A 24710-nucleotide genomic window follows, 5' to 3' on the forward strand; every position below is an offset into this window, starting at 1 on the left:
GAGTAACCGGGTGATAATTGGTAAAAGTCATCTTGCTATAACCCGGCGAGCAGTGGAATAATGAAGCCGTTTTCCGTGTTTAATCCAGGTTTTGTAAGGATGTTGACGGAATGACCAATTTTGTCTGACCGATCATCCACGCAGCAATGGCGTAAGACGTATTGATCTTTCAGGCAGTTAGCGGGCTGCGGGTTGCAGTACTTCCCGGTATAAGGATTGTTCTCTGGAGAGTTCTTCCCAGGCAATTCCCCTGATAATTGCGCTGTGTTTCCGTATGAAGCACAGGCAACCGACACTCTGCGCCTCTTAAGCGAGCGACAACCGTGAGGTTGGCGACGTGAATAGACACGAGGCCATCGGTTCATACCCCGGAAAGCGTCACCTTGCCCGCAGCTTTGTCGTCAATGTAAGAATAACGAGTAAGTTACGATGAAAAGAATGTTAATCAACGCAACTCAGCAAGAAGAGTTGCGTGTCGCCCTTGTGGATGGGCAGCGCCTGTACGATCTGGATATCGAAAGTCCTGGACACGAACAGAAAAAAGCGAACATTTACAAAGGTAAAATCACCCGCATTGAACCAAGCCTTGAAGCTGCATTTGTCGATTACGGTGCTGAGCGTCATGGTTTCCTCCCTCTGAAAGAAATCGCCCGCGAATATTTCCCTGCAAACTACAACGCCCATGGCCGCCCAAACATCAAAGATGTTCTGCGTGAAGGTCAGGAAGTTATCGTTCAGATTGATAAAGAAGAGCGTGGCAATAAAGGCGCCGCACTGACTACCTTTATCAGCCTGGCAGGGAGTTATCTGGTTCTGATGCCTAACAACCCGCGTGCGGGTGGTATCTCTCGCCGTATCGAAGGCGATGACCGTACCGAGCTGAAAGAAGCGCTGGCGAGCCTCGAACTGCCTGATGGCATGGGGCTTATCGTGCGTACCGCAGGCGTGGGCAAATCAGCCGAAGCGCTGCAGTGGGACCTGAGCTTCCGTCTGAAGCACTGGGAAGCTATCCAGAAAGCTGCGGAAAGCCGCCCTGCTCCGTTCCTGATCCACCAGGAAAGCAACGTTATTGTGCGTGCCTTCCGTGATTACCTGCGTCAGGACATCGGTGAGATTCTGATCGATAACCCGAAAGTGCTTGAGCTGGCGCGCCAGCACATCGCCGCGCTGGGTCGTCCGGACTTCACCAGCAAAATTAAACTGTACACCGGTGAAATCCCGCTGTTCAGCCACTATCAGATCGAATCCCAGATTGAGTCCGCCTTCCAGCGTGAAGTGCGTCTGCCGTCCGGCGGTTCTATCGTTATTGATACCACCGAAGCGCTGACCGCTATCGACATCAACTCCGCGCGTGCAACGCGCGGTGGCGATATCGAAGAGACCGCCTACAACACTAACCTCGAAGCCGCTGATGAAATCGCCCGCCAGCTCCGCCTGCGCGACCTGGGTGGTCTGATTGTTATCGACTTCATCGACATGACCCCTGTACGCCACCAGCGTGCGGTCGAAAACCGCCTGCGCGAAGCGGTGCGTCAGGACAGAGCGCGTATCCAGATTAGCCATATCTCACGCTTCGGCCTGCTGGAGATGTCCCGTCAGCGTCTGAGCCCGTCTCTCGGTGAGTCCAGCCATCACGTTTGTCCGCGCTGCTCCGGCACCGGTACCGTGCGTGATAACGAATCTCTGTCCCTCTCCATTCTGCGTCTGATTGAAGAAGAAGCGCTGAAAGAGAACACCAAAGAGGTTCACGCCATTGTGCCGGTGCCTGTTGCCTCTTACCTGCTTAACGAAAAACGTGCAGCGGTAAGTGCCATTGAAGCGCGTCAGGGTGGCGTTCGCTGCATCATCGTGCCGAACGATCAGATGCAGACCCCGCACTATCACGTGCTGCGCGTCCGTAAGGGTGAAGAGACGACCACCCTCAGCTACCTGCTGCCGAAGCTGCATGAAGAAGAGATGGCCCTGCCATCCGATGAAGAGCCTGCCGAGCGCAAACTGCCAGAGCAGCCTGCGTTAGCGACCTTCATCATGCCAGAAGCGCCACCGGAAGCAGCTCTGGAAAAACCTGCTGCAAAACCTGTGGCACAGAAACCAGAAGCCAGGGTGGCAAAAGCCGAGCCAGAGCAACCGGGTCTGCTGAGCCGCTTCTTTGGCGCGCTGAAGAAAATGTTTGCCGGCGAGGAAGTTCAGCCAGAGCAACCGAAAGAAGAGCCAAAAGCGGCCAAACCTGAGCGTCAACAGGACCGCCGTAAGCGTCAGAACAACCGTCGCGATCGTAACGACCGCAGCGACCGTAATGACCGCAGCGAACGTCGTGACAACCGTGACAACCGCTCTGAGAATAACGAAGGCCGTGAGCAACGCGAAGACAACCGTCGCAACCGTCGCGAGAAACAACAGCAGAACGTTAATGTTGAAGATCGTGAAATTCGCCAGCAGGCGGGCGATGAGTCTGAGAAGAGCAAACAGCGTGACGACCAGCAGCCACGCCGCGAACGTAGCCGTCGTCGTAACGACGAGAAACGTCAGGCGCAGCAGGAAGTCAAAAACCTGAACCGCGAAGAGCCTGCTGAACAGCAGGACGGCGAGCAGGAAGAACGTACTCAGGTTATGCCGCGCCGTAAGCAGCGCCAGCTGGCTCAGAAAGTACGCTTCGCCTCCGAAGCAACCGAAGAGTCAACCATTGTCGCCGCCGAAGCAAGCGAGAGCGCAACCGGTACACAGCTGGCAAAAGTCGACCTGCCAGCGGTCGTTGAAAACAGCGCTGAACAGGATGAAAACGGTGAAAACCGTGATAACGCCGGCATGCCGCGCCGTTCACGTCGTTCTCCACGTCATCTGCGCGTCAGCGGTCAGCGCCGTCGTCGCTATCGTGACGAGCGTTACCCGACTCAGTCGCCAATGCCACTGACCATTGCCTGCGCTTCGCCAGAAATGGCCTCCGGCAAAGTCTGGATCCGCTACCCGGTTGCACGTCCGGAGCAGGTAGTTGAAGAACAGCCGGTGACCGAAGAGGTGATTACACCTGTTGCTGTCGCTGAAGAGGTCGTGACTGAAGCCGCTACCGTGGTTGAACCGCAGGCTGTTGAGGTTGAAGAAACCCCACAAGCGGTAGAAGTGGAAACCACGCATCCTGAAGTGATTGCCGCGCCGGTTGATGCCGCACCGCAGTTGATTGCTGAAGAAGATACCGTAGTGGCTGAGGAAGTTGCTGAAGAGGCAGAACCTGTAGCAGCAGTGGAAGAGACAGCTGAAGTCATCGTTGAAACGACGACTGAAGAAGTTGTTCAGGACGTTGAGATTGCCGTCGAACCTGTTCGTGAAGCCGAAGAAGCGAAAGCGCCTGAAGTGAAGCCAGCGCCGGTTGTTTCTGCTCCAGCCGCTGCCCACGTTGCGACAGCACCTATGACGCGCGCTCCGGCGCCGGAGTACGTGCCTGAAGCCCCGCGTCACAGCGACTGGGTACGCCCGGAGTTCAACTTCGAAGGTAAAGGCGCTGCAGGCGGCCACAGTGCAACGCATCAGGCGACTGCACCGGCGACGCGTCCGCAGTCTGTCGAATAACGACACAGAAAGTAAAAAGCCGACCTCCGGGTCGGCTTTTTTTATGGCTGCTGCACGGGCTTTCTCATCCCGGTGACCTCCGGCATTATCTGCCGCATCAACTCCAGAAAACGCCGCAAGCGCGCCGGATAATAACGGGACCAGGGGTAAACCAGATGCACCGGTAACGCGGCGGGCTGCCACTCTGGCAGTAAATGCACCAGCCGACCTTGCTGAATATCATCCTGTACCGTCCAGCTGGATACAACCGCCACGCCAAGCCCGGTGAGCGCCGTATTGCGTGCAACATACAGGCTGTCGGTGCTGAGGCGTGGGGTAATAGCCACTCGCGCGGGAGCAGGTGATGCATCGTGAAAAAGCTCCACGTGGCGCTGGTAGAAAGAGCTGATGGCTATCCAGGGGAATTGTTGCAAATCCTCCGGGGCGTTAACCGCCGGGAAACGGGCCAGCAATGCCGGAGAAGCCACCACCGAACGCGGCACTTCGGCCAGCAGCACGGATACGGTTGCCGGATCCACTTCCACGCCCACCCGAATCGCGCAGTCAAGGTTGTCGCCGAGAAAATCCGCCGAGCGATCGTTAAGCATCCACTCAATCGAAAGCTGCGGGTAGCGCTGCAAAAATTCGGTTAACGGCTTCAGAAGCTGGTCCTGACCAAACGCGTGCGGTGCCCGCACCCGCAATACGCCCACAGGCTCATCTTCCGTCTGCCCCACTTCATCTTCCAGCGCCAGCCAGCTGTCAATCACCCGACGGGCGTGCTGATAGCAGCGCTCGCCGTCATCCGTTAGCCGCGTCGTGTGGGTAGTGCGCAACATCAGACGCACACCCAGCATTGTCTCAAGCGACTGTAACCGTCGGCTCACCGTGGCCTGGGTTGTTGCCAGCTGCCGTGCCGCCGCAGAGAGTGAACCCGCCTCAACAATCCGGACAAACGTCCGCATTAGCTCCACCCTGTCTATACGCTCAGCTCTTTTCATCGCATTTTCACTTATACGTCTAACGTATAAGCGTTTTACCACCGGGCCCGCTACCGCCGCAAGGCGTACTGATAAAAAATAGCCTCACACGACGAATGAGGAACAACGTATGAACACAACAACCACTCCCCACGCTGCAAGCCGCTGGGTGATTTTTATGCTGGCCCTGGGGGCTGGTTTCAGCGTGGCATCAATCTACTACGCGCAGCCCCTTCTGCCGCTGATGGGCGCCGATCTTCATCTGAGCATTGAAGGCATGGGGCTGGTACCCACCTTGACTCAGGCAGGCTACGCGCTCGGCATTCTCTTCCTGCTTCCGCTGGGCGATCGCCACGATCGCAGGACGTTAATCCTGATTAAAAGTGCCGCGCTGGCGCTATTTCTTCTCGGCTGTAGCCTGACCGGGCAGCTTCATTCTCTGCTGCTGGCAAGCCTGCTCATAGGCATGGCCGCCACCATGGCGCAGGATATCGTCCCCGCCGCGGCAATCCTTGCCCCGGAAGGCAAACAGGGGAAAACCGTGGGCACGGTAATGACCGGGCTGCTGCTGGGCATATTATTATCAAGAACCGTGAGCGGCGTGGTGGGCGAGGCATTTGGCTGGCGCGTCATGTACCAGCTGGCGGCGGCGAGCATTGCGTTCATCGGGGTAATGATGTGGTTTGTGCTTCCCCGTTTTGCCATTCACTCCACGCTGAGCTATCCCGCGCTGATGCGCTCGATGGAACATCTGTGGCGTCGGTACCCGGCACTGCGCCGCGCCGCGCTGGCTCAGGGTTTTCTGTCGATTGCCTTCAGCGCCTTCTGGTCTACCCTTGCGGTCATGCTGCTGGAACGTTATCACCTTGGTAGTGCCGTAGCGGGAGGCTTTGGTATTGCAGGTGCCGCCGGTGCGCTAGCTGCTCCGCTGGCAGGGGGTCTGGCGGACAAACTGGGTGCGGGAAAAGTCACGCAGCTTGGTGCAGTCCTGGTCACCGTCTCCTTCGCCCTGATGTTCCTGATGCCCACGCTGGGGGTCCATGGACAGCTGGTTTTGATCGCCCTCTCCGCCGTCGGGTTCGATCTGGGCCTGCAGTCCAGCCTGGTCGCCCATCAGAACCTGGTATACAGCCTTGAGCCGCAGGCGCGTGGTCGCCTGAATGCCCTGCTCTTTACGGTGGTGTTTATCGGGATGGCGCTGGGTTCAGCGTTAGGCAGCAATATCTACTCGCTGGCTGGCTGGACGGGCGTGGTCGCGCTGGCGACGGTCTGTGGCGTCATTGCGCTGGCCATCCGTCTGATTGAAAGTGCACGCGTTGCCTCTGCACCAGCAGAAGCCGCATAAAAAAAATGCCCAATCCAGACGGATTGGGCAGTAAAACATGCCCAGTTTCAAGACATGCTCTAAGAGGTCAAGATGTTATTTGTTCAGCTGGAACAGGGACATACCCTGCATATCGCTAAACGCTTTATAAGAGGCCTGCAGGGCCGCCTGCTGCATGGTGTAAGAGGAAATCGCTTCGTTCCAGTCGACGTCAACCAGATCGCTCATCTGCTTGGTCTGACCCAGCGCGCGGTCATCACCCAGCGTATCGAGTTTTTCCAGCTCGTTCATCTTGGTTCCCACATCCGCAACAACCGTCAGGACATTGTTCTGGGCGTTCTTAATGCCGATTTGCGCGTTGGCAATCACCTGGCTTTGCGCCGTTGCGGCAGCCGGATCGTTCGCAATCGGCGTCTTCAGCGACGCAATGGCCGTATCAAGGATTTTGAACATGTTTGTTTCGCCATATCCACCGCCCGGCAGCTCTTCCGCATTACTGGTAATGCTGTTAAAAATCTGCTGACCGGTATGGCTAATCGCCATATTTCGCGCCGTATCGACCTGCTGCGTGATGGCCTCAGTACCACCGTTGTAATCCCCGGTCGCGGCATCAAACGGTGCGCTCTCGGTTTTGTATCCCGCGAAAATAAAGCGACCATTGCCATCCGTCGTGTTGGCCAGGTTCATCAGCTGATCGCGGATCCCCTGAAGATCGGTCGCCAGAGAAAGACGGTCGTCATCGCTCAGCGTGCCGTTCGAGGCGTAAACCAGCTTCTCGCGCACGCTTGAGATCGCGGTGTTAACCTGGGTTAACACGCTATCTTCCAGCGAAACCTTTTGCGTTGCAAAGGTACGCGCGAGGGCGAACTGGCTGTTCTGCGACTGAGATTGCGACAAAACGATGGCCTGCGAAGCGGCAATAGGATCGTCCGACGGACGATTGACGCGCTTGCCGGTGGACATCTGCTCACCGTAGCTCAGCCATCTGCTCTGGGAATCGGTGATCCCACGCATGTTCTGCTCGTACATCATCTGGGTGCTAATACGCATTTTTCACCTCAACCTTAACGAATGTTGATAATTGCATCGAAGAGCGTACTGGCAGTTTGTAGAACCTGCGCATTGGCCAGGTAGTACTGCTGATAACGCTGCAAATTGCCATACTCTTCGTCGAGGTTTACCCCAGAGATGGTCTGCTGCTGCTTGATTAACTGTGTTTCCACGTTGGCTTTCGTCTGGCTACTCACCTTCAGTGACGCCGTTGAGCTACCGACGGTACTGACGAGAGAGGCATACGCATCGTTGAAGGTTTTGTTGCCACCCACCACTTTAGCGTTTTGCAGATCGAGCAGCTTCTGACCGTTACGGTTGTCGCTTTCACCGCCGTTCTGCACCGACGCCATCGCCAGTTTGGACTCGTCGCTGATCGCCAGATCCATGTTCATGATGACGTTAGAAACAGGCTTCACGGTAAAACTGTCTTTGGTATTTGCCGTGCCGCTCACATTAACGTTAAGGCCATCAAACGACAGATTGCCGCTGGCGTCCGGGGTCATCGTAAAGCTGGTTTTGTCTGACGTGCGGGTGATGGTCCAGTCGGTGCCGTTAAATTGCAGCTTATAATCTGTCGCCTGAACTTGTTTACTGTCCGCCACAGACGCCGTGACAACAGCGGAACCGCCATTCTTGCTGTTGGACAGCACTGCCGGAGAACCAAAGTCGAACAGCTTACCGCCAGCATCACCGTTAGCATCAAAACCGGCTTCGTGCTGCGTGTTCATCGCATCGGCAAAGGCCAGTGCCATTTGGTTCAGGCTGTTACGGGCTTTATCCAGATCTTCAGCACGGAAGGTCAGTAAACCGCCTAAAGAACCGGTGGTGATAAATTTCTCCGGGATCTCAATATTGCCCGCCACGTCATCGACATAGGCGATGGTAGTACGAGCCGGATCGGCGCTGGACTTCACGGCCGCCAGCTGGCTGGCTTTGCTGCCCTGCACCAGGCTGTAACCGTTACCGAGAGAGATATTAAACGTGCCGCTATCCTGTACGGAGACTTCCACACCCACGATTTTGTTCAGTTCAGTCACGAGCTGATCGCGCTGGTCAAGCAGATCGTTAGGTGACGCGCCCGCGCCAACGCCGGTCAGACGGGAGATCTGATCGTTCAGATTCGCAATCTGCGTCGCGTAGTTGTTGATCTGAGACACGCTGCTTGAGATGGCGGTATTAACCTGCGCATCCTGGTCACGGAGATACTGATCGTTGGTCTTAAACTGATTCACCAGACCACCCGCTTTCCCCAGCACCGTCTGACGTGCTGCCGGGTCTTCGGCGTTGCTCACCAGGGTTTGCAGGCTCTTGAAGAAGTCCTGCAGCGTGGTGGAGAGCGAGTTGGTGGTATCAGAGAGCACATCGTCGATTTTTGACATCTGCTGATAGCGCGTCGTCAGACCGCTGCTCTGCGTCTGCGCGGCGCGCAGCTGGTTGGTAATGAAAGCGTCATACTCACGCTGGACACCGGAGACATACACCCCGTTACCCACCCAGCCACCGCCGGTCAGCGTGCTGTTTGAGGCACCCAGCACGGTCGTCTGGCGGGTATAACCTGCCACGTTGTAGCTTGAAATATTATTACTGACGGTATTGAGTGCCGACTGCGCAGCACTGAGGCCACTCATGGCGCTGTTAATCAAACTGGACATGGGGGTTCCTTTTATACGTTCAGACACGAGTCCTGATGAAGGTTATCGGCAACCTCCACCGGGACTTGAGAACTTTCAGAACAGATTTTCAATATCTGTGCTATAGGCTTTGCTGACCTTCTCGCCCATGGATTTCAGCTGCTGGATCATGCTGGTGAGCTTGCGCGCATAGTTTGGGTCGGTCGCGTAGCCCGCGTTTTGCAGAGCCTGCGCCCCCTGCTCCGCCGTCGCCGCCTGCGTAACGGCGGTATAGCGCGGATTGCGGCTCAGCAGCCCCACATAATCGGACAACGCTTCCAGATAAGAGCTGTAGACGCGGAATTTTGCTTTGACCTTCACCGCCGCACCGTTCTCGTACTCGGTGGTGGTGATCTCCGTCGTCGGCCCTTTCCAGCTGGAAGTGGCTTTCACGCCGAAGATGTTGAAGCTCGGCTCACCGTTTTCCTTGCGGATCTGGCGCTGACCCCAGCCCGACTCCAGCGCGGCCTGTGCCAGAATCAGGTGATGCGGCACGCCGCTCTGCTGGCTGGCAAGGCGCGCAGGCAGAGAAAGCTGCGCCAGGAAGTCTTTGCTGTCACCCGAGAGCGGCTCATCGCCACTGTCCGTCGCTTTAGGTATGGCTTTACGCACCATTTGCGTCAGGGCCTGGTTCTGATAACTGGTCACCGTTTCCAGGTCGAACTTCATAGGCACCTGCTCCGGCCGATCCTGAGGCTGAATACCCTGCGCGGCTTCGGTCTGTTTCACAATCATGTCAGCCAGACCGAGGCCTTTTCCGGCGGTCATCTGCTGCGCAATCTGCTGGTCATACATGCTGGTGTAGAGACGCGTTGAATCACTGCTGAACATCCCGTCTTTCGGCAGGGTTTCACGCATGCTTTTCAGCATCATCTGTACAAACATCCCCTCCACCTGGCGGGCGACCGGGCGGATATTCGCCGCCGGGTCTTTGCCTGCTTTGGTTTTCAGTTCGTTGAGCGACTGGGCATCCCAGGCTGCACTGGTCAACAGTTTGCTATCGGTCAGCATTAGATGATTTCCAGTTTGGCGCGCAGGCAGCCCGCGCTTTGCATGGATTGCAGGATGGACATCAGGTCCATCGGCGTTGCCCCCAGGGCGTTCAGGGCGCGCACCACGCTGTTCAGGTTGGCGCTGGAGCGAACGCTCTGCAGTGACCCGCCGCTCTGGCGCATATCAATCTGCGTTTGCGGTGTCACCACGGTCTGACCGCCACCAAATGGCGTGTTCGGCTGGCTCACGTTCGCGGAGCGGTTAACCGTCACGGAGAGGTTACCCTGCGCCACGGCACAGCTGTCCAGCGACACTTCCCGGTTCATCACGACCGAGCCGGTACGGGAGTTGATGATCACCTTGGCATCCTGTACCGGAACGTTCACTTCCATATTCTGGATATCTGCCAGCATGCGCACCTGGTTGCTGCTGCCCGTGGAGGTACGGATCTGCACGGTGCGCGCATCCAGCGCCGTTGCATTACCGTAGCCGCGGCTGCGATTGATGGTATCGGCAATTTGCTGCGCCATCGTGAAGTCTTCATTATTGAGCTGCAGGTTAATGGTATTGCCCGCGCCAAACTGGGTCGGCAGTTCACGCTCAATGATCGCACCGTTGGTGATACGTCCACCGTTAAGCTGATTCACCTGCACGCTGCTTCCGCCTGCGGATGCACCCGCACCGCCGACCAGAATGTTACCCTGCGCCAGCGCATACACCTGGCTGTCGACGCCCTTCAGCGGGGTCATCAGCAGCGTACCGCCGCGCAGGCTTTTGGCGTTACCCATTGAGGAAACCACCACGTCAATGGTCTGCCCCTGACGCGCGAACGCCGGGTAGGACGCGGTGACCATCACCGCGGCCACGTTTTTCAGCTGCATGTTGGTTCCCGCCGGCACGGTAATGCCGAGCTGGGAGAGCATGTTGTTCAGGCTTTGGGTCGTGAAGGGCGTCTGGGTCGTCTGGTCACCGGTACCATCCAGCCCCACTACCAGGCCATAGCCAATCAGCGAGTTCTCACGTACGCCCTGGACGCTGGTGAGATCGCGAATACGGTCAGCCTGGGCAAAGGTTGCCACCAGCGCGAGCGCCACGGCGAAGATCGATTTAAACATGGGTCACCTCGCTTACATCGGCGATAAATTAAGGAAGAAGCGCTGCAGCCAACCCATATTTTGCGCTTCATTGATATAGCCGTTACCGACGTACTCAATGCGCGCATCCGCCACCTGGGTGGACGGAACGGTGTTGGTGCCGCTGATGGTGCGAGGGTTAACCACGCCCGAGAAACGAATGAATTCAGTGCCCTGGTTGATGGCGATCTGTTTTTCACCCACAACGTGTAAGTTGCCGTTAACCAGCACCTGGTCAACCGTGACCGTCAGCGTGCCGCTGAAGGTATTGCTGGCGTTCGCGCCGCCTTTACCGTTAAAGGTATTGCCGCCAGAGGCATCGACATCAGCACGCGCATTGCCGAACAGGCCCTGCAGATAGCGCGGTACGGTATCGAAGCCAAAATTCGTTTTGCCATCGCGGCTGGCATTCGCCGACGAGCTTTTGCTCGCACTAACGTTTTCCTGCAGCACAATGGTCAATGTATCGCCGACATTACGCGGGCGGCGATCTTCAAACAGCGGCTGATAACCGTAATTAATCGGCTGCGCGGTCTGGAAAATGGAGCCGTTTACCACTGGCGCTGGGCCAGGAACGGGTTGGGCAGTCGTCGCACCCTGGACCAATGGTTTAGACGGGATCAAAGCACACCCGCTGAGGGTGACAGCCAGAACAGTCAGTATCGGATAACGAAACGCCGCGTTTTTTTGCATTGCCTTCATCTTCGAAAACAGGGAGCCGGTGCGGCGTTTACCGCACCGGACTACACCTTAGAGTTGCGTCAGTTTCTGCAGCATCTGATCGGTCGTCGACACTGCTTTACTGTTAATTTCATACGCGCGCTGGACCTGGATCATATTCACCAGTTCTTCCGCGACGTTCACGTTGGAGGTTTCAACATAGCCCTGATACAGCAGGCCCGCGCCGTTAAGGCCCGGGGTGCTCTCATTTGGCGTGCCGGAGGATTGCGTTTCGGTATAAAGGTTCTCACCAATGCTTTCCAGACCGGTATCGTTCATGAAGGTGGTCAGGTTGAGCTGTCCAACCTGAACAGGTGCGGCCTGTCCCTGCTGAGTCACGCTGACCACGCCGTCACGTCCGATGGTGATGCTCAGGGCGTTCGCCGGAATGGTGATCGCAGGTTGAACCTGGAAGCCGCCCGCCGTCACCAGCTGGCCGTTCTGATCGACCTGGAACGAGCCGTCGCGGGTATAGGCAGAGGTCCCGTCAGGCAGTTGCACCTGGAAGAAGCCCTGGCCTTTGATCGCCACGTCTTTGCTGTTGTTGGTCTGAGACAGGTTGCCCTGGCTGTGCAGACGCTCGGTGGCTACCGGACGAACGCCGGTACCGATCTGCAGGCCCGACGGCAGCGTCGTCTGTTCAGAAGACTGCGCCCCCGGCTGGCGGATGGTTTGATAAAGCAAATCTTCGAAAACGGCGCGCTGACGCTTGAAACCATTGGTGCTCACGTTTGCCAGGTTGTTGGCAATCACGTCCATATTGGTTTGCTGGGCGTCCAGGCCAGTTTTCGCGATCCATAAAGAACTGATCATAAGGAGTCCTGTTAACTCATAGCCAGAAGTTGGTTAGCCTTGCCCGCGTTTTCATCCACGCTGCTGATGATCTTCATCTGCATTTCAAAACGACGGGCGCTGGCGATCATGTCGCTCATGGCGGCGACCGGCTTAACGTTGCTGCCTTCCAGCACGCCCGACATCACGCGAATGCTCGGATCGGCCTGTAGCGTGGCACCACGCGTCGCCTGAGCCGCCTGGGTCAGACGGAACATGCCGTCGTCGCCACGCTGTACGTCTTTACCTTCCGCTTTAACCAGCTTCAGACGTCCGACGGGCGCAACGGTATTGGCCGGATCGCCCGGGTTCAGCGCCGAAATGGTGCCGTCCGCGGCGATAGTCAGCTCCGAGCCTTCCGGCACGGTCAGCGGACCCGCTTCACCCATTACCGGGTGTCCCTGAATCGTTAACTGGCCCGTCGCGCTCACCTGGATATTCCCGTTACGGGTATAGCCTTCGCTGCCGTCCGCCGTTTGCACCGCCAGCCAGCCGTCCTGCTGCAGAGCAACATCCAGCGGGCGTGAGGTGTAATCCATCTGCCCTGGCGTCATATCTGCGCCAGGGGTCGATGCGGTGACCAGCGTACGGGTCGGCAGGGAGAGCCCTTCCACCGGGACAGCTCGCAGCGCATTAAGCTGCGCGCGAAAGCCCGGCGTAGAGGCGTTTGCCAGGTTGCTGGCGGTAACGGCCTGCTGATTGAGCGTCTGGCTTGCCGCGCCCATCGCGGTATATATTGCGTGATCCATTGCGCTTTCCTGTTAGCCGCTTAACGCAGGTTAACCAGCGTGTTGAGGATCTGGTCCTGGGTTTTGATGGTCTGCGCGTTCGACTGATAGTTACGCTGCGCGACGATCATGTTCACCAGTTCTTTACTCATATCCACGTTGGAAGCTTCCAGCGCGCCGTTGGTCAGCTTGCCGAAGTTACCGGTGCCCGCTGTACCCAGCAGCGCCACGCCGGATGACTGGGTGGCAGACCAGACGTTATCGCCTTCCGATTTCAGGCCTTCGTTGTTGGCGAAGTTTGCCAGCACGATCTGACCGAGAACCTGAGACTGTTCGTTGGAGTAGTTTCCTACCACGGTGCCATCGTCGTTGATCTCGTAGCTCACCAGATCGCCAGGCTTGTAGCCATTCTGCGTGGTATTCACAACGCTGTTCGCGCCGGTGTTCTGCTGCATGGAATTCTGGAAGCTGAGGGAGAAGGTCGCCGCCGTCGCACCGCCGACAGAGCCGGTGGTGATGTTAATGGCCGGCGTGGCGTTTGGCGTTGCACTCAGTACACCCGCAGCGTTGTAGTTGTAAACGCCCGCCAGGTTACCGTTCGCATCGAAGTTCATCTGCGCCGCTTTCGTCGCGGTAGAACCAGCTACGCTGCCGTCCTGAGTGTAAAGATCCCATTTATTGTCAGCAGTCTTCACGTAGTAGACATACATATTATGGGCGTTACCCTGGCTGTCGAAGACGGTCACGGTACCTTTTTTGTTATAGGTATCCGAGTTGGTCGCATCGAACGGAGCAGTTTGCACAGGATCGGTTGAGTTCAGGTTGATCTGCTGCGCCGCGGTAGTAGTGGCTTTCGCCGACATCAGCGTATTCGGAATGGTGATAGCCTGAGGGTTCGCACCGGTCTGAATCGTCGGAGGGGTGCCTGCTGCCGGATAGCCTGTTACCTGCATACCCTGCATGTTCACCAGCGTACGGTTTTCGTCCAGCTTGAACTGGCCGTTACGGCTGTAGAATACAGAACCGTTGGAATCGACCATACGGAAGAAACCGTTCTGGCTAATGGCTACGTCCAGACCGCGACCGGTATTGGTAGTAGTACCGTCGGTAAAGTCCTGAGTGATGCCTGCGACCTTCACGCCGAGGCCGACTTTGGAACCGGCAAACATGTCTGCAAAGGAAGCAGAACCGGATTTAAAACCATAGGTCGCGGAGTTGGCGATGTTGTTGCCAATGACGTCCAGGTTGGTGGCCGCAGCATTCAGGCCGCTGACCGCTTGAGAAAAGGCCATGACTTACTCCTGATAAGTGTTAAGGCTTAGATAATCTGCCGAACTTCGTCGAGTGTGGTGGTACCAGAGGTACCCAAATCCAGTTTGTTGCCGTCGCTACCTTTAATTACGCCCTGGACCAGCGCGAACTGCAGCGGCTGTGCCACCAGCTGGGTTGTCCCTTTGCTGGCGCTGATTGCCACTTTGTAGGAACCGTTCGGCGCTTTGGTGCCGTCGGTCAGGGTGCCATCCCAGGTAAAGGTGTGAACGCCTGCCTTCAGTTCACCAATTTCGATGGTGCGAACCACCGCGCCGGTTGAGTCGGTGATCGTCGCGGTCACTTTGTCAGCCGGCTGCTGCAGTTCAACGCCAAACGGCGTGGTGGTCGTGGTGGCGTTGCCATCGGTGGTGCTGGTGCCCGCCAGGATCGTGGTACCCGGGATCATCACCCCGTGACCAATCAGGCTTGCCGCCTGCAGAGACTGGGCGCTGTTAATCTGTCCAGAGACGGACCCGAGGGTGGTGTTCAGTTTCTCAATGCCGCTCACGGTACTGATCTGCGCAAGCTGCGTGGTCAGTTCGTTGTTCTGCATTGGGTTAGTCGGGTCCTGGTTCTTAAGCTGAGCCACCAGCAGCGTCAGAAAGCTGCCCTGAAGGTCGGCGGCGTTACTCCCCGTCAGGGAGTTAGAACCTGTCGAACTGTTCGTGTTATTAACACCCGAGTTCGTAGGATCATTCACATTTACGGCGATGGACATGCATGTCTCCTTTACTGGCCGAGAGTGAGTGTTTTGAGCATCATGCTCTTCACGGTATTAAGCACTTCGACGTTGGCCTGGTAGCTACGGGAAGCCGACATGGAGTTCACCATCTCACCCACCACATCCACGTTTGGCATTTTCACGTATCCGCTGGCATCCGCGAGCGGGTTACCTGGCTCATACACCAGCCTGTCCGGTGCCTGGCTCTCTACCACATCCGAAACCTTCACGCCGCCCGTCGCCGCGCCTGGCGCAGCATCGACCTGAAAGACAACCTGTTTGGCACGGTAAGGCTGCCCGTCAGGTCCGGTCACGCTGTCGGCGTTCGCCAGGTTACTGGCGGCCACGTTCAGACGTTTGGATTGAGCGGTTAACGCCGAACCGGCGATATCAAAAATATTCAGCAAGGCCATCTATCAGTTGCCCCCCTGCAGGACGTTCATCATGCCTTTGATTTGTCCGCCGAGTACGGTCAGGCCCGTCTGGTATTTCAGGCTGTTATCGGCAAACTGTGTACGCTCCCGGTCCATATCCACGGTGTTACCGTCGAGTGAGGGCTGATCGGGAATGCGATAAAGTAAATCGGTCGCTGGCGCGGTCATCGCCTGAGCAGGAATATGGCGAGAGGATGTCATGGCGAGTGCAACACCCGTTCCTTCGGCACGTCCACGCTCCATCACCTTTTTGAGCTCACTGGAAAAATCAATATCGCGCGCCTGATACCCCGGCGTATCGGCGTTAGCGATGTTGGCGGCTAAAACCTCCTGCCGCTGGGCGCGTAAATTGAGCGCTTCCTGCTGAAAACGTAACGCGGCGTCGAGTTTATCGAGCATGTCTCCTCCGCTGATGGCAAAATTTCAGTTCACAGCTTAAATCTCACCCGGTCTCCCCTATCGACGGAATAAGCGCAAAATGCGTCGCTATTTATTCCGTTGATGCAAAACCACTGCAGGTAGAATTCACTCAACTCTGGAAACGGTGGAACTTGCGATGCAAACGTTAAAACGTGGCCTGGTGGCGACTTTCTTGCTGTTTAGCCCTCTGGTGCAGGCTGAGGGTTTACAGGAGCAGTTAACGACCTTTTTTGCTGAAAAACTGGCAGGCTTTAGCGATGACGTTACCGTTAGCGTGCGCACGCCACCGAATCTGTACCCGACGTGTGATCAGCCGTCATTCAGCGTGGTGGGGTTCACAAAGCTGTGGGGAAATGTGAACGTGCTGGCACGCTGCGCCAATGAAAAACGCTATTTACAGGTTGCAGTTCAGGCGACGGGCAATTATGTTGTCGCCGCCGTGCCCATTGCGCGCGGCAGCGTGCTGCAGGCAAACAGCGTGACGCTGAAACGCGGGCGTCTGGATCAGCTGCCTCCACGAACCATGCTCGAAATAAATCAGGCACAGGATGCCGTCAGCCTGCGCGATGTGGCGCCCGGCCAGCCGATACAGCTCTCAATGCTACGTCAGGCATGGCGGGTAAAAGCGGGCCAGCAGGTGATGGTCGTGGCCAACGGAGAGGGCTTTAGCATCAACAGTGAAGGGAAAGCATTAAACAATGCCGCGGTGGCGCAAAACGCCCGCGTCAGAATGTCTTCAGGCCAGGTGGTGAGCGGAACCGTCGATGCTGATGGGAATATTCTGATTAACCTATAATCTTTTTAAAGATTTCGCGGCGCTTGCCGATAAATATTCAACTAATGATGATGTCAGGCGCAAACGCCGCGAACCCTCGATGAGGACAACACTATGAGCATTGATCGTACATCAGCCCTGAAGCCGGTAAGCGCTGTACAGCCTCGCGAAACGAATGACGCTGCTCCGCAAAAAGCGCGTCTGGAGAAACCGTCAACGGCCAACAGCACCAGCGTGACCCTGAGCGACGCTCAGGCAAAACTGATGCAGCCGGGCAGCAACGATATCAACATGGAACGTGTTGAAGCGCTGAAAACGGCTATTCGTAACGGTGAACTGAAAATGGATACCAGCAAGATCGCTGATGCCCTGATTCAGGAAGCACAGAGTTTCTTACAGAGTAACTAAGCGTATGAGTCGACTGTCAGAAATACTGGATCAAATGACGGTTGTCCTGAACGACCTGAAAACGGTAATGGACGCTGAACAGCAGCATCTCTCTTCCGGTCACATCAACGGCAGCGCGCTGCAGCGTATTACTGAAGACAAAAGTTCGCTTCTGGCGACGCTGGATTATCTGGAGCAGCAGCGCCGCGCTGAGCAAGATCCTAAGCGCAGCGCCAATGACGATATTATTGAGCGCTGGCAGACCATTACTGAAAAAACTCAGCACCTGCGCGATCTCAACCAGCACAACGGCTGGCTACTGGAAGGTCAGATAGAGCGTAATCAGCAGGCGCTTGAGGTGTTGAAACCGCATAAAGAAACCGGACTGTACGGTGCGGATGGTCAGACAGCGACTGCGCGCATTGCGGGTGTTAAAAAGATTTCGATTTGAAGCATAAGCGACAAATCATGCAGCGGGGAGCACCATAAGGTGAACTCCCCTTTTGGCGTTTATGCCGTACGGCGGGCAAACTCTTTCACCTTGAAGCCCAGCAGGGCGAGCGTGGCAAAGTAAGCCACCACCCCGACGCCCACCACGGCCATCAGCCGCATCAGACGGTAGGGCATGGTGCCCAGGGACCACTCCGGCATCACGTGCAGCATGCCAAGTAACGCGGCAGACATCACCAGTACCGCAACAATCAGACGTACGAGGAAGCTTCCCCAGCCCGGCTGCGGCGTGAAAATATCCTGCTTGCGCAGCTGCCAGTACAGCAGCCCGGCATTCAGACAGGCCGCCAGACCAATCGATAATGACAGACCTGCATGCTTCAGCGGGCCAATAAACGCGAGGTTCATCAGCTGCGTCATAATCAGCGTCACAATGGCAATTTTCACCGGCGTTTTGATGTCCTGACGCGAGTAGAAGCCCGGTGCCAGCACCTTGACGACGATCAGCCCCATCAACCCAACCGAGTAGGCAATCAGCGCGCGCTGCGTCATGGCGGCATCAAACGCGGTGAATTTCCCGTACTGGAAGAGCGACACCGTCAGCGGTTTGGCCAGAATGCCCAGCGCCACTGCGCTTGGCAGGGCCAGCAGGAAGCAGAGACGTAAACCCCAGTCCATCAGGCGGCAATACTCATCATGATTGCCGCTGGCAAAACTTTTCGACAGCGACGGCAGCAGGATGGTCCCCAGCGCCACGCCCAGCACCCCGGACGGAAACTCCATCAGACGGTCTGCGTAGTACATCCAGGAAACCGAGCCGGACACGAGGAATGAGGCAAAGATGGTGTTGATGATAAGCGAGATCTGGCTGACGGAGACGCCAAGAATGGCGGGCCCCATCTGCTTAATGACGCGCATCGCCCCGGCATCTTTGAAATTAATGCGCGGCAGCACCAGCATGCCAATTTTTTTCAGATGCGGCAGCTGATAGGCCAGCTGCAGCACCCCGCCTACGGTAACCGCCCAGGCCAGCGCCAGCACCGGCGGGTTGAAGTGCGGCGCGGCGAACAGAGCAAAACCGATCATGCTGACGTTAAGAAACGTCGGCGCAAACGCCGGGACAGAGAAGCGGTTCCAGGTATTCAGGATGGCTCCCACCAGCGAGGCCAGCGAGATTAGCAAAATATAGGGGAAAGTAATACGCAGCAGCTGCGAGGTCAGGGCAAATTTATCTGCCGTATCGGCAAAACCGGGCGCGGTCACCATTATTACCCATGGCGCGGCCAGCATCCCGATGACGGTTACCACGGCCAGGGCCAGCGTCAGCAACCCGGAGACATACGAAACAAATACGCGCGTCGCGTCTTCACCCTGCTTGCTTTTATATTCTGCAAGGATAGGAACGAACGCCTGGGAAAACGCCCCTTCAGCAAAAATACGGCGCAGGAGGTTCGGCAATTTAAACGCGACGAAAAAGGCGTCCGTTGCCATCCCTGCACCAAAGACCCTTGCCACAATAGCATCACGCGCAAAACCAAGCACGCGGGAGAACATGGTCATCGAGCTGACGGCTGCCAGCGATTTTAATAAGTTCATTAACGTGAATTTCCAGAACCATACGGATTTGTAGGCCGGGTAAGCGAAAGCGCCACCCGGCAAAGCCAACAAGCGGCGCTTAGTCTAACCCGATTTCAACGAATTACTATCCGCAGATGTTACAGCGAGTTATTCACTCATGGCTTCGCGCCAGAGCCGTTCCACAATGCGCTGCGCCATAATGGCCTGCTCGCCGGACGTTTCAGGAACCGTCTGATTTTGCACGCAGGTAATAAAGTGGCGGGCGCATCCTGCAAAACCGCGCTGCTCCAGGGTACTCTGCCAGCCGGGCGCCGGGAGCGTCACCACGCCGTTCCCCTTCTCCTCGCGCCACGCCCGCATGTCGGTAATGTCGTACAGCGCGCCGTCGGTGACGGCCTGGACGCACTCGCGCTGGCTGCCCGCGCGACGATGCATGCTGGTCGTTACCTGCAGATGCTCAATTGCGAAGTGATGTTCGGCATAGACCATCTCGCCCTGTTCGTTCGTCAGTAGCGTCCCGCTTTGCAGCTGCGCATTGCCGCCTGCGAGCCACAGCGCCGTATCCACAACGTGCAGATAGTCATCCAGCAGCGTGAAGCGTAAATCGTTTGGGCCAATGCTGTCGGTACGGTGTTTATCCATGCGCAGCGAGGCAAGCGTGCCGGACTGCGCCTTCAGCTGCTGGTAAAGCGGCGCGAAGCGGCGGTTGAAACCGACCATCAGCGTCAGGTTTTTACGCGCCGCCAGCTCAATCAGCCGTTCCGCGTCCTGAACATTTTCAGCCAGCGGTTTATCCACGCAGACGTGAACCCCGGCATTAAGCAGCTCGCTCACCACCTGATAGTGGGTTGCCGTTGAGGTATGAACAAAGACCGCATCGCACTCGCGGGCCAGATCCTGCAGAGAGGCGGCATACGGGATGCGCCAGGTTTCGCAGATGCGCTCGGCCTTCTCGCGCGTGGGCGACCATGCCCCCTGAAGCGTCCAGTCCGTCGCCGCACCTAATACCGGTAGCCAGGCTTTTTGCGCGATACCGCCCAGCCCTACTACGCCTACACGTAATTTTTTCACCGTTAGTCTCCCAGGTGTGCCAGCAACGCATCCAGACGCTGTTTCAGCCCGGCGACCTCTTCTTCCAGCGCGTCCACGCGGGCAGCCAAATCGTCATTTCCATCAGGAACATCGGTGATGATGGAATTAACTGAAATATCAATTTCGCCGCTGAAGAGATGCATATAGCGGCTTTCACGCTTGCCCGGCTCACGCGCCAGACGCACCACGTAAGGGCCGTCTTCACGTGTGGCCAGCCCTTCCAGGACCTGTTCAACTTCCTGCATATCCGCGAACTCATGCATGCGGGAGGCGCGCGTGCGCAGCTCGCCCGGCGTTTGCGCCCCTCGCAGCAACAGCGTGGTGATGACCGCCACTTCCGCACTGCTCAGCTTCAGGTCGCCAAATTCGGAATTACAAAACCGCTGTTCGTATTTGGTGACGCGGTTGCCGAAGCCGCTCACGGTGCGCAGATAGTGGCGTTTTACCAGCGCATCCAGCACGTCCTGAACGTCATGCTCGCTCAGGTTCATGACCGGCTCGCGGTTGGTCTTCTGGTTGCAGGCCATGGTCACGGCGTTGACGGAGAGCGGATACTGCTCCGGCGTGGTGACCTGTTTTTCGAGTAAGCACCCAATCACGCGCGCTTCTGTACCGTTTAGCTGATACTTCATCTTTTCTCCTTAACGACCTGCAGTCCAGTCCCGGGTGGTTAATGCCGTCAGTACGTGGTCACGCCACTCTCCGTCTATCAGCAGATAGTCTTTGGCATAACCCTCTTTCTCGAACCCTAAACGCGCCAGCAAATTCCCGCTGCGCTGATTATGCGGCATATAGTTCGCCATAATGCGATGGATATGCTGCGTGCGTTGCATGTAGCGGATCGCCACCGTCAGCGCCTCATACATTAGCCCCTGCCCCTGCCATTTCTGGCCAATGGAGTAGCCCAGGTAACAGGCGTGAAACGATCCGCGCACCACGTTTGAAAAATTAGCGATCCCGATAATCTCTTTCTCTTCAGGATCCAGCAGCGCGAAATAAAACGCGCTGCCCTGCTTGTGAAATTCCGTAATCATGCTGAGGCGCGCCTGCCAGCCGGAAGGGTAACAATGGCTCTCATCCCGAACGGGTTCCCAGGGTTTTAAAAACTGGCGATTCTCGGCGTAATAATCCGCCAGACGCCAGGCATCACGCTCATGCACCAGACGAACGACCAGCCTGTCCGTTGTCAGACGCACTTTTGGCACATTACTGCGATAGCCAAACATCGATACCACTCCTTCCCGTCACTTCTGCTTACCCATTAGCTTTACTATACCTGCGCCTGTGCCGTCTGTGAAAACAGTGACATACCATTTTGCCCGCTTTTCACATTTTTCGATGAGAACTCTCTATCAAAGCGCGCTTTTGATAAAAAAATATTGTCACGTGCAGGGGTGGGAAAAAACGCAGCGACACCGCAGAATGTTAGCGTGCTCACCATCCTATTTTCCCTGGAGGGAAAATGTCCCGCGTATCACAGGCCAGGAGCCTGGGTAAATATTTCCTGCTGGTCGATAACATGCTGGTCGTGCTCGGCTTTTTCGTCGTTTTCCCCCTCATCTCGATTCGCTTCGTCGATCAAATGGGCTGGGCGGCGCTGATGGTCGGTATCGCGCTGGGGCTACGCCAGTTTGTTCAGCAAGGCCTGGGCGTATTTGGCGGTGCCATCGCTGACCGCTTTGGTGCTAAACCGATGATCGTCACCGGCATGCTGCTCCGCGCGGCAGGCTTTGCCACGATGGCGATTGCCCAGGAGCCCTGGCTGCTCTGGTTCTCCTGCTTCCTCTCCGGTATCGGAGGCACCCTGTTCGATCCGCCGCGCACCGCGCTGGTGGTGAAATTGATTCGCCCGCAGCATCGCGGCCGTTTCTTCTCGATCCTGATGATGCAGGACAGTGCCGGGGCGGTTATCGGCGCGCTGTTGGGAAGCTGGCTGCTGCAGTATGACTTCCGCCTGGTCTGTGCGGCTGGCGCGGTGCTCTTTATCCTGTGCGCCCTGTTTAATGGTCTGTTCCTGCCGGCGTGGAAGCTGTCGACGGTTAAAGCACCGGTCCGGGAAGGACTTGGCCGCGTCCTGCGCGACAAGCGTTTTGTCACCTACGTACTGACCCTGACGGGGTATTACATGCTTGCTGTGCAGGTCATGCTGATGCTGCCGATCATGGTCAACGACATTGCGGGTACCCCTGCTGCCGTTAAGTGGATGTACGCCATTGAAGCCGCACTTTCCCTGACGCTGCTCTATCCGATTGCCCGCTGGAGCGAACGGCGTTTTCGTCTGGAACATCGCCTGATGGCTGGCCTGTTCCTGATGACGCTCAGCATGATGCCGATCGGCCTGGTGAACTCACTTCAGCAGCTGTTTACGCTGATTTGCACGTTCTATATCGGCTCTATCATCGCCGAACCTGCCCGTGAAACGCTGAGCGCCTCGCTCGCGGATGCACGCGCCCGCGGCAGCTATATGGGGTTCAGCCGGCTGGGGCTGGCCCTCGGTGGCGCATTAGGTTACGCCGGCGGCGGCTGGTTGTTTGATGCCGGTAAAGCGTTACATCAACCCGAGCTCCCCTGGATGATGCTCGGCGCGGTGGGCTTTATGACGCTCCTTGCCCTGTGGTGGCAGTTCAGCCCGAAACGCAGCGCGAGCGGCATGCTCGAACCCGGCGCATAGCCTTTCCCTCGGGCGGGAACCTCTCCCGCCCCACTTCTCAGTTTTTTCTGCTGGTTTCTGCTATTTCACACTGACATACTGGCGTAACAGGACAGAAGCGCCGATTTTTCGTTGAGGAACACTATGAAGAAAATTGTCTTTGCTGCTGCATTAATTGTCAGCGGTCTGCTGGTTGGCTGTAACCAGCTCACGCAATATACCGTCAGTGAACAGGAAATTAATCAGGCGCTGGAAAAACATAACAATTTTTCTAAAGACATCGGCGTGCCGGGCCTTGCAGACGCGCATATCGTGCTCACGAATCTGACCAGCCAGATTGGGCGGGAAGAGCCAAACAAAGTCACCCTGGCCGGTGATGCGGACCTCGATATGTCATCCCTCTTTGGTAATCAGAAAGCCAACATCAAGCTCAAGCTGAAGGCCCTGCCCGTTTTCAATAAAGAGAAAGGGGCCATTTTCCTGCAGGAAATGGAAGTCGTCGATGCCCAGGTTTCTCCGGACAAGATGGCGCCGGTTCTGCAAACCCTGATGCCCTACCTAAACCAGTCGCTGCGTAACTATTTTAACCAGCAGCCCGCGTACGTCTTAAGTGAAGACAAAAGCAAGGGGGAAGCTCTGGCGAAAAAATACGCAAAAGGCATAGAGGTGAAACCGGGAGAAATTATCATTCCTTTCACCGATTAACCTGAAGGGCGCTGCGGCGCCCTTTTTTTTACGGAAAAGTGTGCAAACGAAAACGTTTCCGCTTATGATTTGTGTCCGGCAAAAACAGCCATCCTTATGACTGATTCCTGACAAGCCGGAGCTTCCATGACTGCACAACCCCAGGTTCTTAAAATCCGCCGCCCTGACGACTGGCATATCCATCTGCGTGATGGCGATATGCTGAAAACCGTCGTGCCTTATACCAGCGAAATTTATGGCCGCGCGATTGTTATGCCTAACCTGGTTCCGCCAGTCACCACCGTCGATGCCGCGATTGCCTACCGCCAGCGCATCCTTGATGCCGTTCCCGAGGGTCATGATTTTACCCCGCTGATGACCTGCTATCTGACCGATTCACTGGATCCGAACGAAGTGGAGCGCGGTTTTAACGAAGGCGTATTCACGGCGGCAAAACTCTACCCGGCGAATGCCACCACCAACTCCAGCCACGGCGTCACCAGCATTGATGCCATCATGCCGGTTCTGGAACGCATGCAAAAACTGGGCATGCCGCTGCTGGTCCATGGAGAAGTAACGCATGCCGAGATTGACATCTTCGACCGTGAAGCGCGTTTTATCGAAACCGTGATGGAACCTCTGCGCCAGCGTCTGCCAGCGCTTAAGGTGGTCTTTGAACATATCACCACCAAAGACGCAGCAGAGTATGTACGTGACGGCAATGAACTTATCGCCGCCACCATCACACCACAGCACCTGATGTTTAACCGTAACCACATGCTGGTGGGCGGGGTGCGCCCTCACCTGTACTGCCTGCCCATCCTCAAGCGCAACATCCACCAGCAGGCGCTGCGCGAGCTGGTTGCCAGCGGGTTCTCCCGCGCCTTCCTTGGCACCGATTCCGCGCCTCACGCCCGCCATCGTAAAGAGGCGAGCTGCGGCTGTGCAGGCTGTTTTAACGCCCCAACGGCACTTGCCAGCTACGCGACCGTATTTGAAGAGATGAACGCCCTGGAACATTTCGAAGCGTTCTGCTCCCTCAACGGCCCGCGCTTCTACGGCCTGCCGGTCAATGACTCCTTCATTGAGCTGGAGCGTAAAGCGAGCCACGTTGAGGAGTCCATTGCGCTGACGGATGACACGCTGATCCCATTCCTGGCCGGTGAAACCGTAAACTGGACGGTAAAACGTTAAAAAACCGAAGCCCCTTGTTGTCAAACCCATAATATACCT

24 protein-coding genes are annotated in these 24710 nt (G+C 56.7%); 8 read left to right on the plus strand and 16 right to left on the minus strand.

The genetic code is table 11. The annotated features are described in order from the left end of the window. Positions 1-429 precede the first annotated feature (429 nt). Positions 430-3564 (plus strand): ribonuclease E, encoded by a 3135-nt coding sequence (gene rne, locus ABR39_RS23675; RefSeq protein ID WP_047348998.1) that lies wholly within the window; start codon positions 430-432, stop codon positions 3562-3564. A gap of 41 nt (positions 3565-3605) precedes the next feature. On the opposite strand, the gene ABR39_RS23680 is transcribed toward rne, so the two are convergent. Further along, positions 3606-4508, minus strand: coding sequence for a LysR family transcriptional regulator (locus tag ABR39_RS23680; protein WP_074164689.1), 903 nt, complete (start codon positions 4506-4508; stop codon positions 3606-3608). Positions 4509-4653: 145 nt separating this feature from the next. Between ABR39_RS23680 and ABR39_RS23685 the strand changes: the two genes are divergently transcribed. After that, positions 4654-5868, plus strand: coding sequence for an MFS transporter (locus ABR39_RS23685; protein WP_047349000.1), 1215 nt, complete (start codon positions 4654-4656; stop codon positions 5866-5868). Positions 5869-5943: 75 nt separating this feature from the next. On the opposite strand, the gene flgL is transcribed toward ABR39_RS23685, so the two are convergent. The 11 genes from flgL to flgB all read right to left on the minus strand — a co-directional run bounded on the left by flgL (position 5944) and on the right by flgB (position 15840). Continuing rightward, positions 5944-6897 (minus strand): flagellar hook-associated protein FlgL, encoded by a 954-nt coding sequence (flgL, locus tag ABR39_RS23690; RefSeq protein ID WP_047349001.1) that lies wholly within the window; start codon positions 6895-6897, stop codon positions 5944-5946. Between the two features lie 14 nt (positions 6898-6911). Beyond that, entirely contained in the window at positions 6912-8552 is a 1641-nt protein-coding gene (flgK, locus tag ABR39_RS23695; protein WP_047349002.1) for a flagellar hook-associated protein FlgK, read from the minus strand. 75 nt (positions 8553-8627) lie between these two features. Then, complete coding sequence (gene flgJ, locus ABR39_RS23700) at positions 8628-9581, minus strand: flagellar assembly peptidoglycan hydrolase FlgJ (RefSeq protein WP_047349003.1); 954 nt, start codon at positions 9579-9581, stop codon at positions 8628-8630. Next, complete coding sequence (locus tag ABR39_RS23705; RefSeq protein ID WP_029740346.1) at positions 9581-10678, minus strand: flagellar basal body P-ring protein FlgI; 1098 nt, start codon at positions 10676-10678, stop codon at positions 9581-9583. Before ABR39_RS23705 ends, flgJ begins: the two co-directional genes overlap by 1 nt. Before the next feature lie 12 nt (positions 10679-10690). Next, positions 10691-11389: a flagellar basal body L-ring protein FlgH gene (flgH, locus tag ABR39_RS23710; protein ID WP_023335267.1), complete on the minus strand. Its 699-nt coding sequence runs from the start codon at positions 11387-11389 to the stop codon at positions 10691-10693. Between the two features lie 57 nt (positions 11390-11446). Next, entirely contained in the window at positions 11447-12229 is a 783-nt protein-coding gene (gene flgG / locus ABR39_RS23715; RefSeq protein WP_008500810.1) for a flagellar basal-body rod protein FlgG, read from the minus strand. Positions 12230-12240: 11 nt separating this feature from the next. After that, complete coding sequence (locus ABR39_RS23720) at positions 12241-12996, minus strand: flagellar basal body rod protein FlgF (protein WP_029740347.1); 756 nt, start codon at positions 12994-12996, stop codon at positions 12241-12243. 20 nt (positions 12997-13016) lie between these two features. Further along, complete coding sequence (gene flgE / locus ABR39_RS23725; RefSeq protein WP_047349004.1) at positions 13017-14267, minus strand: flagellar hook protein FlgE; 1251 nt, start codon at positions 14265-14267, stop codon at positions 13017-13019. Positions 14268-14293: 26 nt separating this feature from the next. Then, positions 14294-15004 (minus strand): flagellar hook assembly protein FlgD, encoded by a 711-nt coding sequence (gene flgD, locus ABR39_RS23730; RefSeq protein WP_047349005.1) that lies wholly within the window; start codon positions 15002-15004, stop codon positions 14294-14296. Positions 15005-15015: 11 nt separating this feature from the next. Next, the gene (gene flgC / locus ABR39_RS23735) at positions 15016-15420 is read right to left on the minus strand and encodes a flagellar basal body rod protein FlgC (RefSeq protein ID WP_008500814.1); all 405 of its coding nucleotides are present in this window, start codon (positions 15418-15420) and stop codon (positions 15016-15018) included. Positions 15421-15423: 3 nt separating this feature from the next. Beyond that, positions 15424-15840: a flagellar basal body rod protein FlgB gene (flgB, locus tag ABR39_RS23740; protein ID WP_047349006.1), complete on the minus strand. Its 417-nt coding sequence runs from the start codon at positions 15838-15840 to the stop codon at positions 15424-15426. Between the two features lie 157 nt (positions 15841-15997). On the opposite strand from flgB, the gene flgA reads away from it, so the two are divergent. The 3 genes from flgA (at position 15998) to flgN (ending at position 17474) form a co-directional block, all read left to right on the plus strand. Then, positions 15998-16657 (plus strand): flagellar basal body P-ring formation chaperone FlgA, encoded by a 660-nt coding sequence (gene flgA / locus ABR39_RS23745; protein WP_047349007.1) that lies wholly within the window; start codon positions 15998-16000, stop codon positions 16655-16657. A gap of 93 nt (positions 16658-16750) precedes the next feature. Further along, positions 16751-17044: a flagellar biosynthesis anti-sigma factor FlgM gene (gene flgM, locus ABR39_RS23750; protein ID WP_047349008.1), complete on the plus strand. Its 294-nt coding sequence runs from the start codon at positions 16751-16753 to the stop codon at positions 17042-17044. 4 nt (positions 17045-17048) lie between these two features. Then, positions 17049-17474 carry a flagella biosynthesis chaperone FlgN gene (flgN, locus tag ABR39_RS23755; RefSeq protein ID WP_008500818.1) on the plus strand — a complete coding sequence of 142 codons (426 nt, stop codon included), beginning with the start codon at positions 17049-17051 and terminating at the stop codon, positions 17472-17474. A gap of 59 nt (positions 17475-17533) precedes the next feature. Here flgN and murJ read toward each other — a convergent pair whose 3' ends face one another. The 4 genes from murJ to rimJ form a co-directional block, all read right to left on the minus strand. Next, a complete protein-coding gene (gene murJ / locus ABR39_RS23760; RefSeq protein ID WP_047349009.1) occupies positions 17534-19069 on the minus strand; it encodes a murein biosynthesis integral membrane protein MurJ in 1536 nt (511 codons plus the stop codon). 129 nt (positions 19070-19198) lie between these two features. Next, complete coding sequence (locus tag ABR39_RS23765; RefSeq protein WP_047349010.1) at positions 19199-20122, minus strand: Gfo/Idh/MocA family protein; 924 nt, start codon at positions 20120-20122, stop codon at positions 19199-19201. A gap of 2 nt (positions 20123-20124) precedes the next feature. Beyond that, a complete protein-coding gene (locus tag ABR39_RS23770; RefSeq protein ID WP_047349011.1) occupies positions 20125-20775 on the minus strand; it encodes a YceH family protein in 651 nt (216 codons plus the stop codon). A gap of 9 nt (positions 20776-20784) precedes the next feature. Continuing rightward, entirely contained in the window at positions 20785-21369 is a 585-nt protein-coding gene (rimJ, locus tag ABR39_RS23775; protein ID WP_008500822.1) for a ribosomal protein S5-alanine N-acetyltransferase, read from the minus strand. A 236-nt stretch (positions 21370-21605) separates the two neighbouring features. Here rimJ and mdtH point away from each other — a divergent pair, with 236 nt between their 5' ends. The 3 genes from mdtH (at position 21606) to pyrC (ending at position 24671) form a co-directional block, all read left to right on the plus strand. Further along, positions 21606-22814, plus strand: coding sequence for a multidrug efflux MFS transporter MdtH (mdtH, locus tag ABR39_RS23780; RefSeq protein ID WP_047349012.1), 1209 nt, complete (start codon positions 21606-21608; stop codon positions 22812-22814). Between the two features lie 123 nt (positions 22815-22937). Then, positions 22938-23498, plus strand: coding sequence for a lipoprotein (locus tag ABR39_RS23785; protein ID WP_047349013.1), 561 nt, complete (start codon positions 22938-22940; stop codon positions 23496-23498). A gap of 126 nt (positions 23499-23624) precedes the next feature. Continuing rightward, positions 23625-24671, plus strand: coding sequence for a dihydroorotase (gene pyrC, locus ABR39_RS23790; protein WP_047349014.1), 1047 nt, complete (start codon positions 23625-23627; stop codon positions 24669-24671). Positions 24672-24710 lie beyond the last annotated feature (39 nt).

The organism is Enterobacter genomosp. O (genome assembly GCF_001022965.1).
Taxonomy (GTDB): Bacteria; Pseudomonadota; Gammaproteobacteria; order Enterobacterales; family Enterobacteriaceae; genus Enterobacter; species Enterobacter cloacae_L.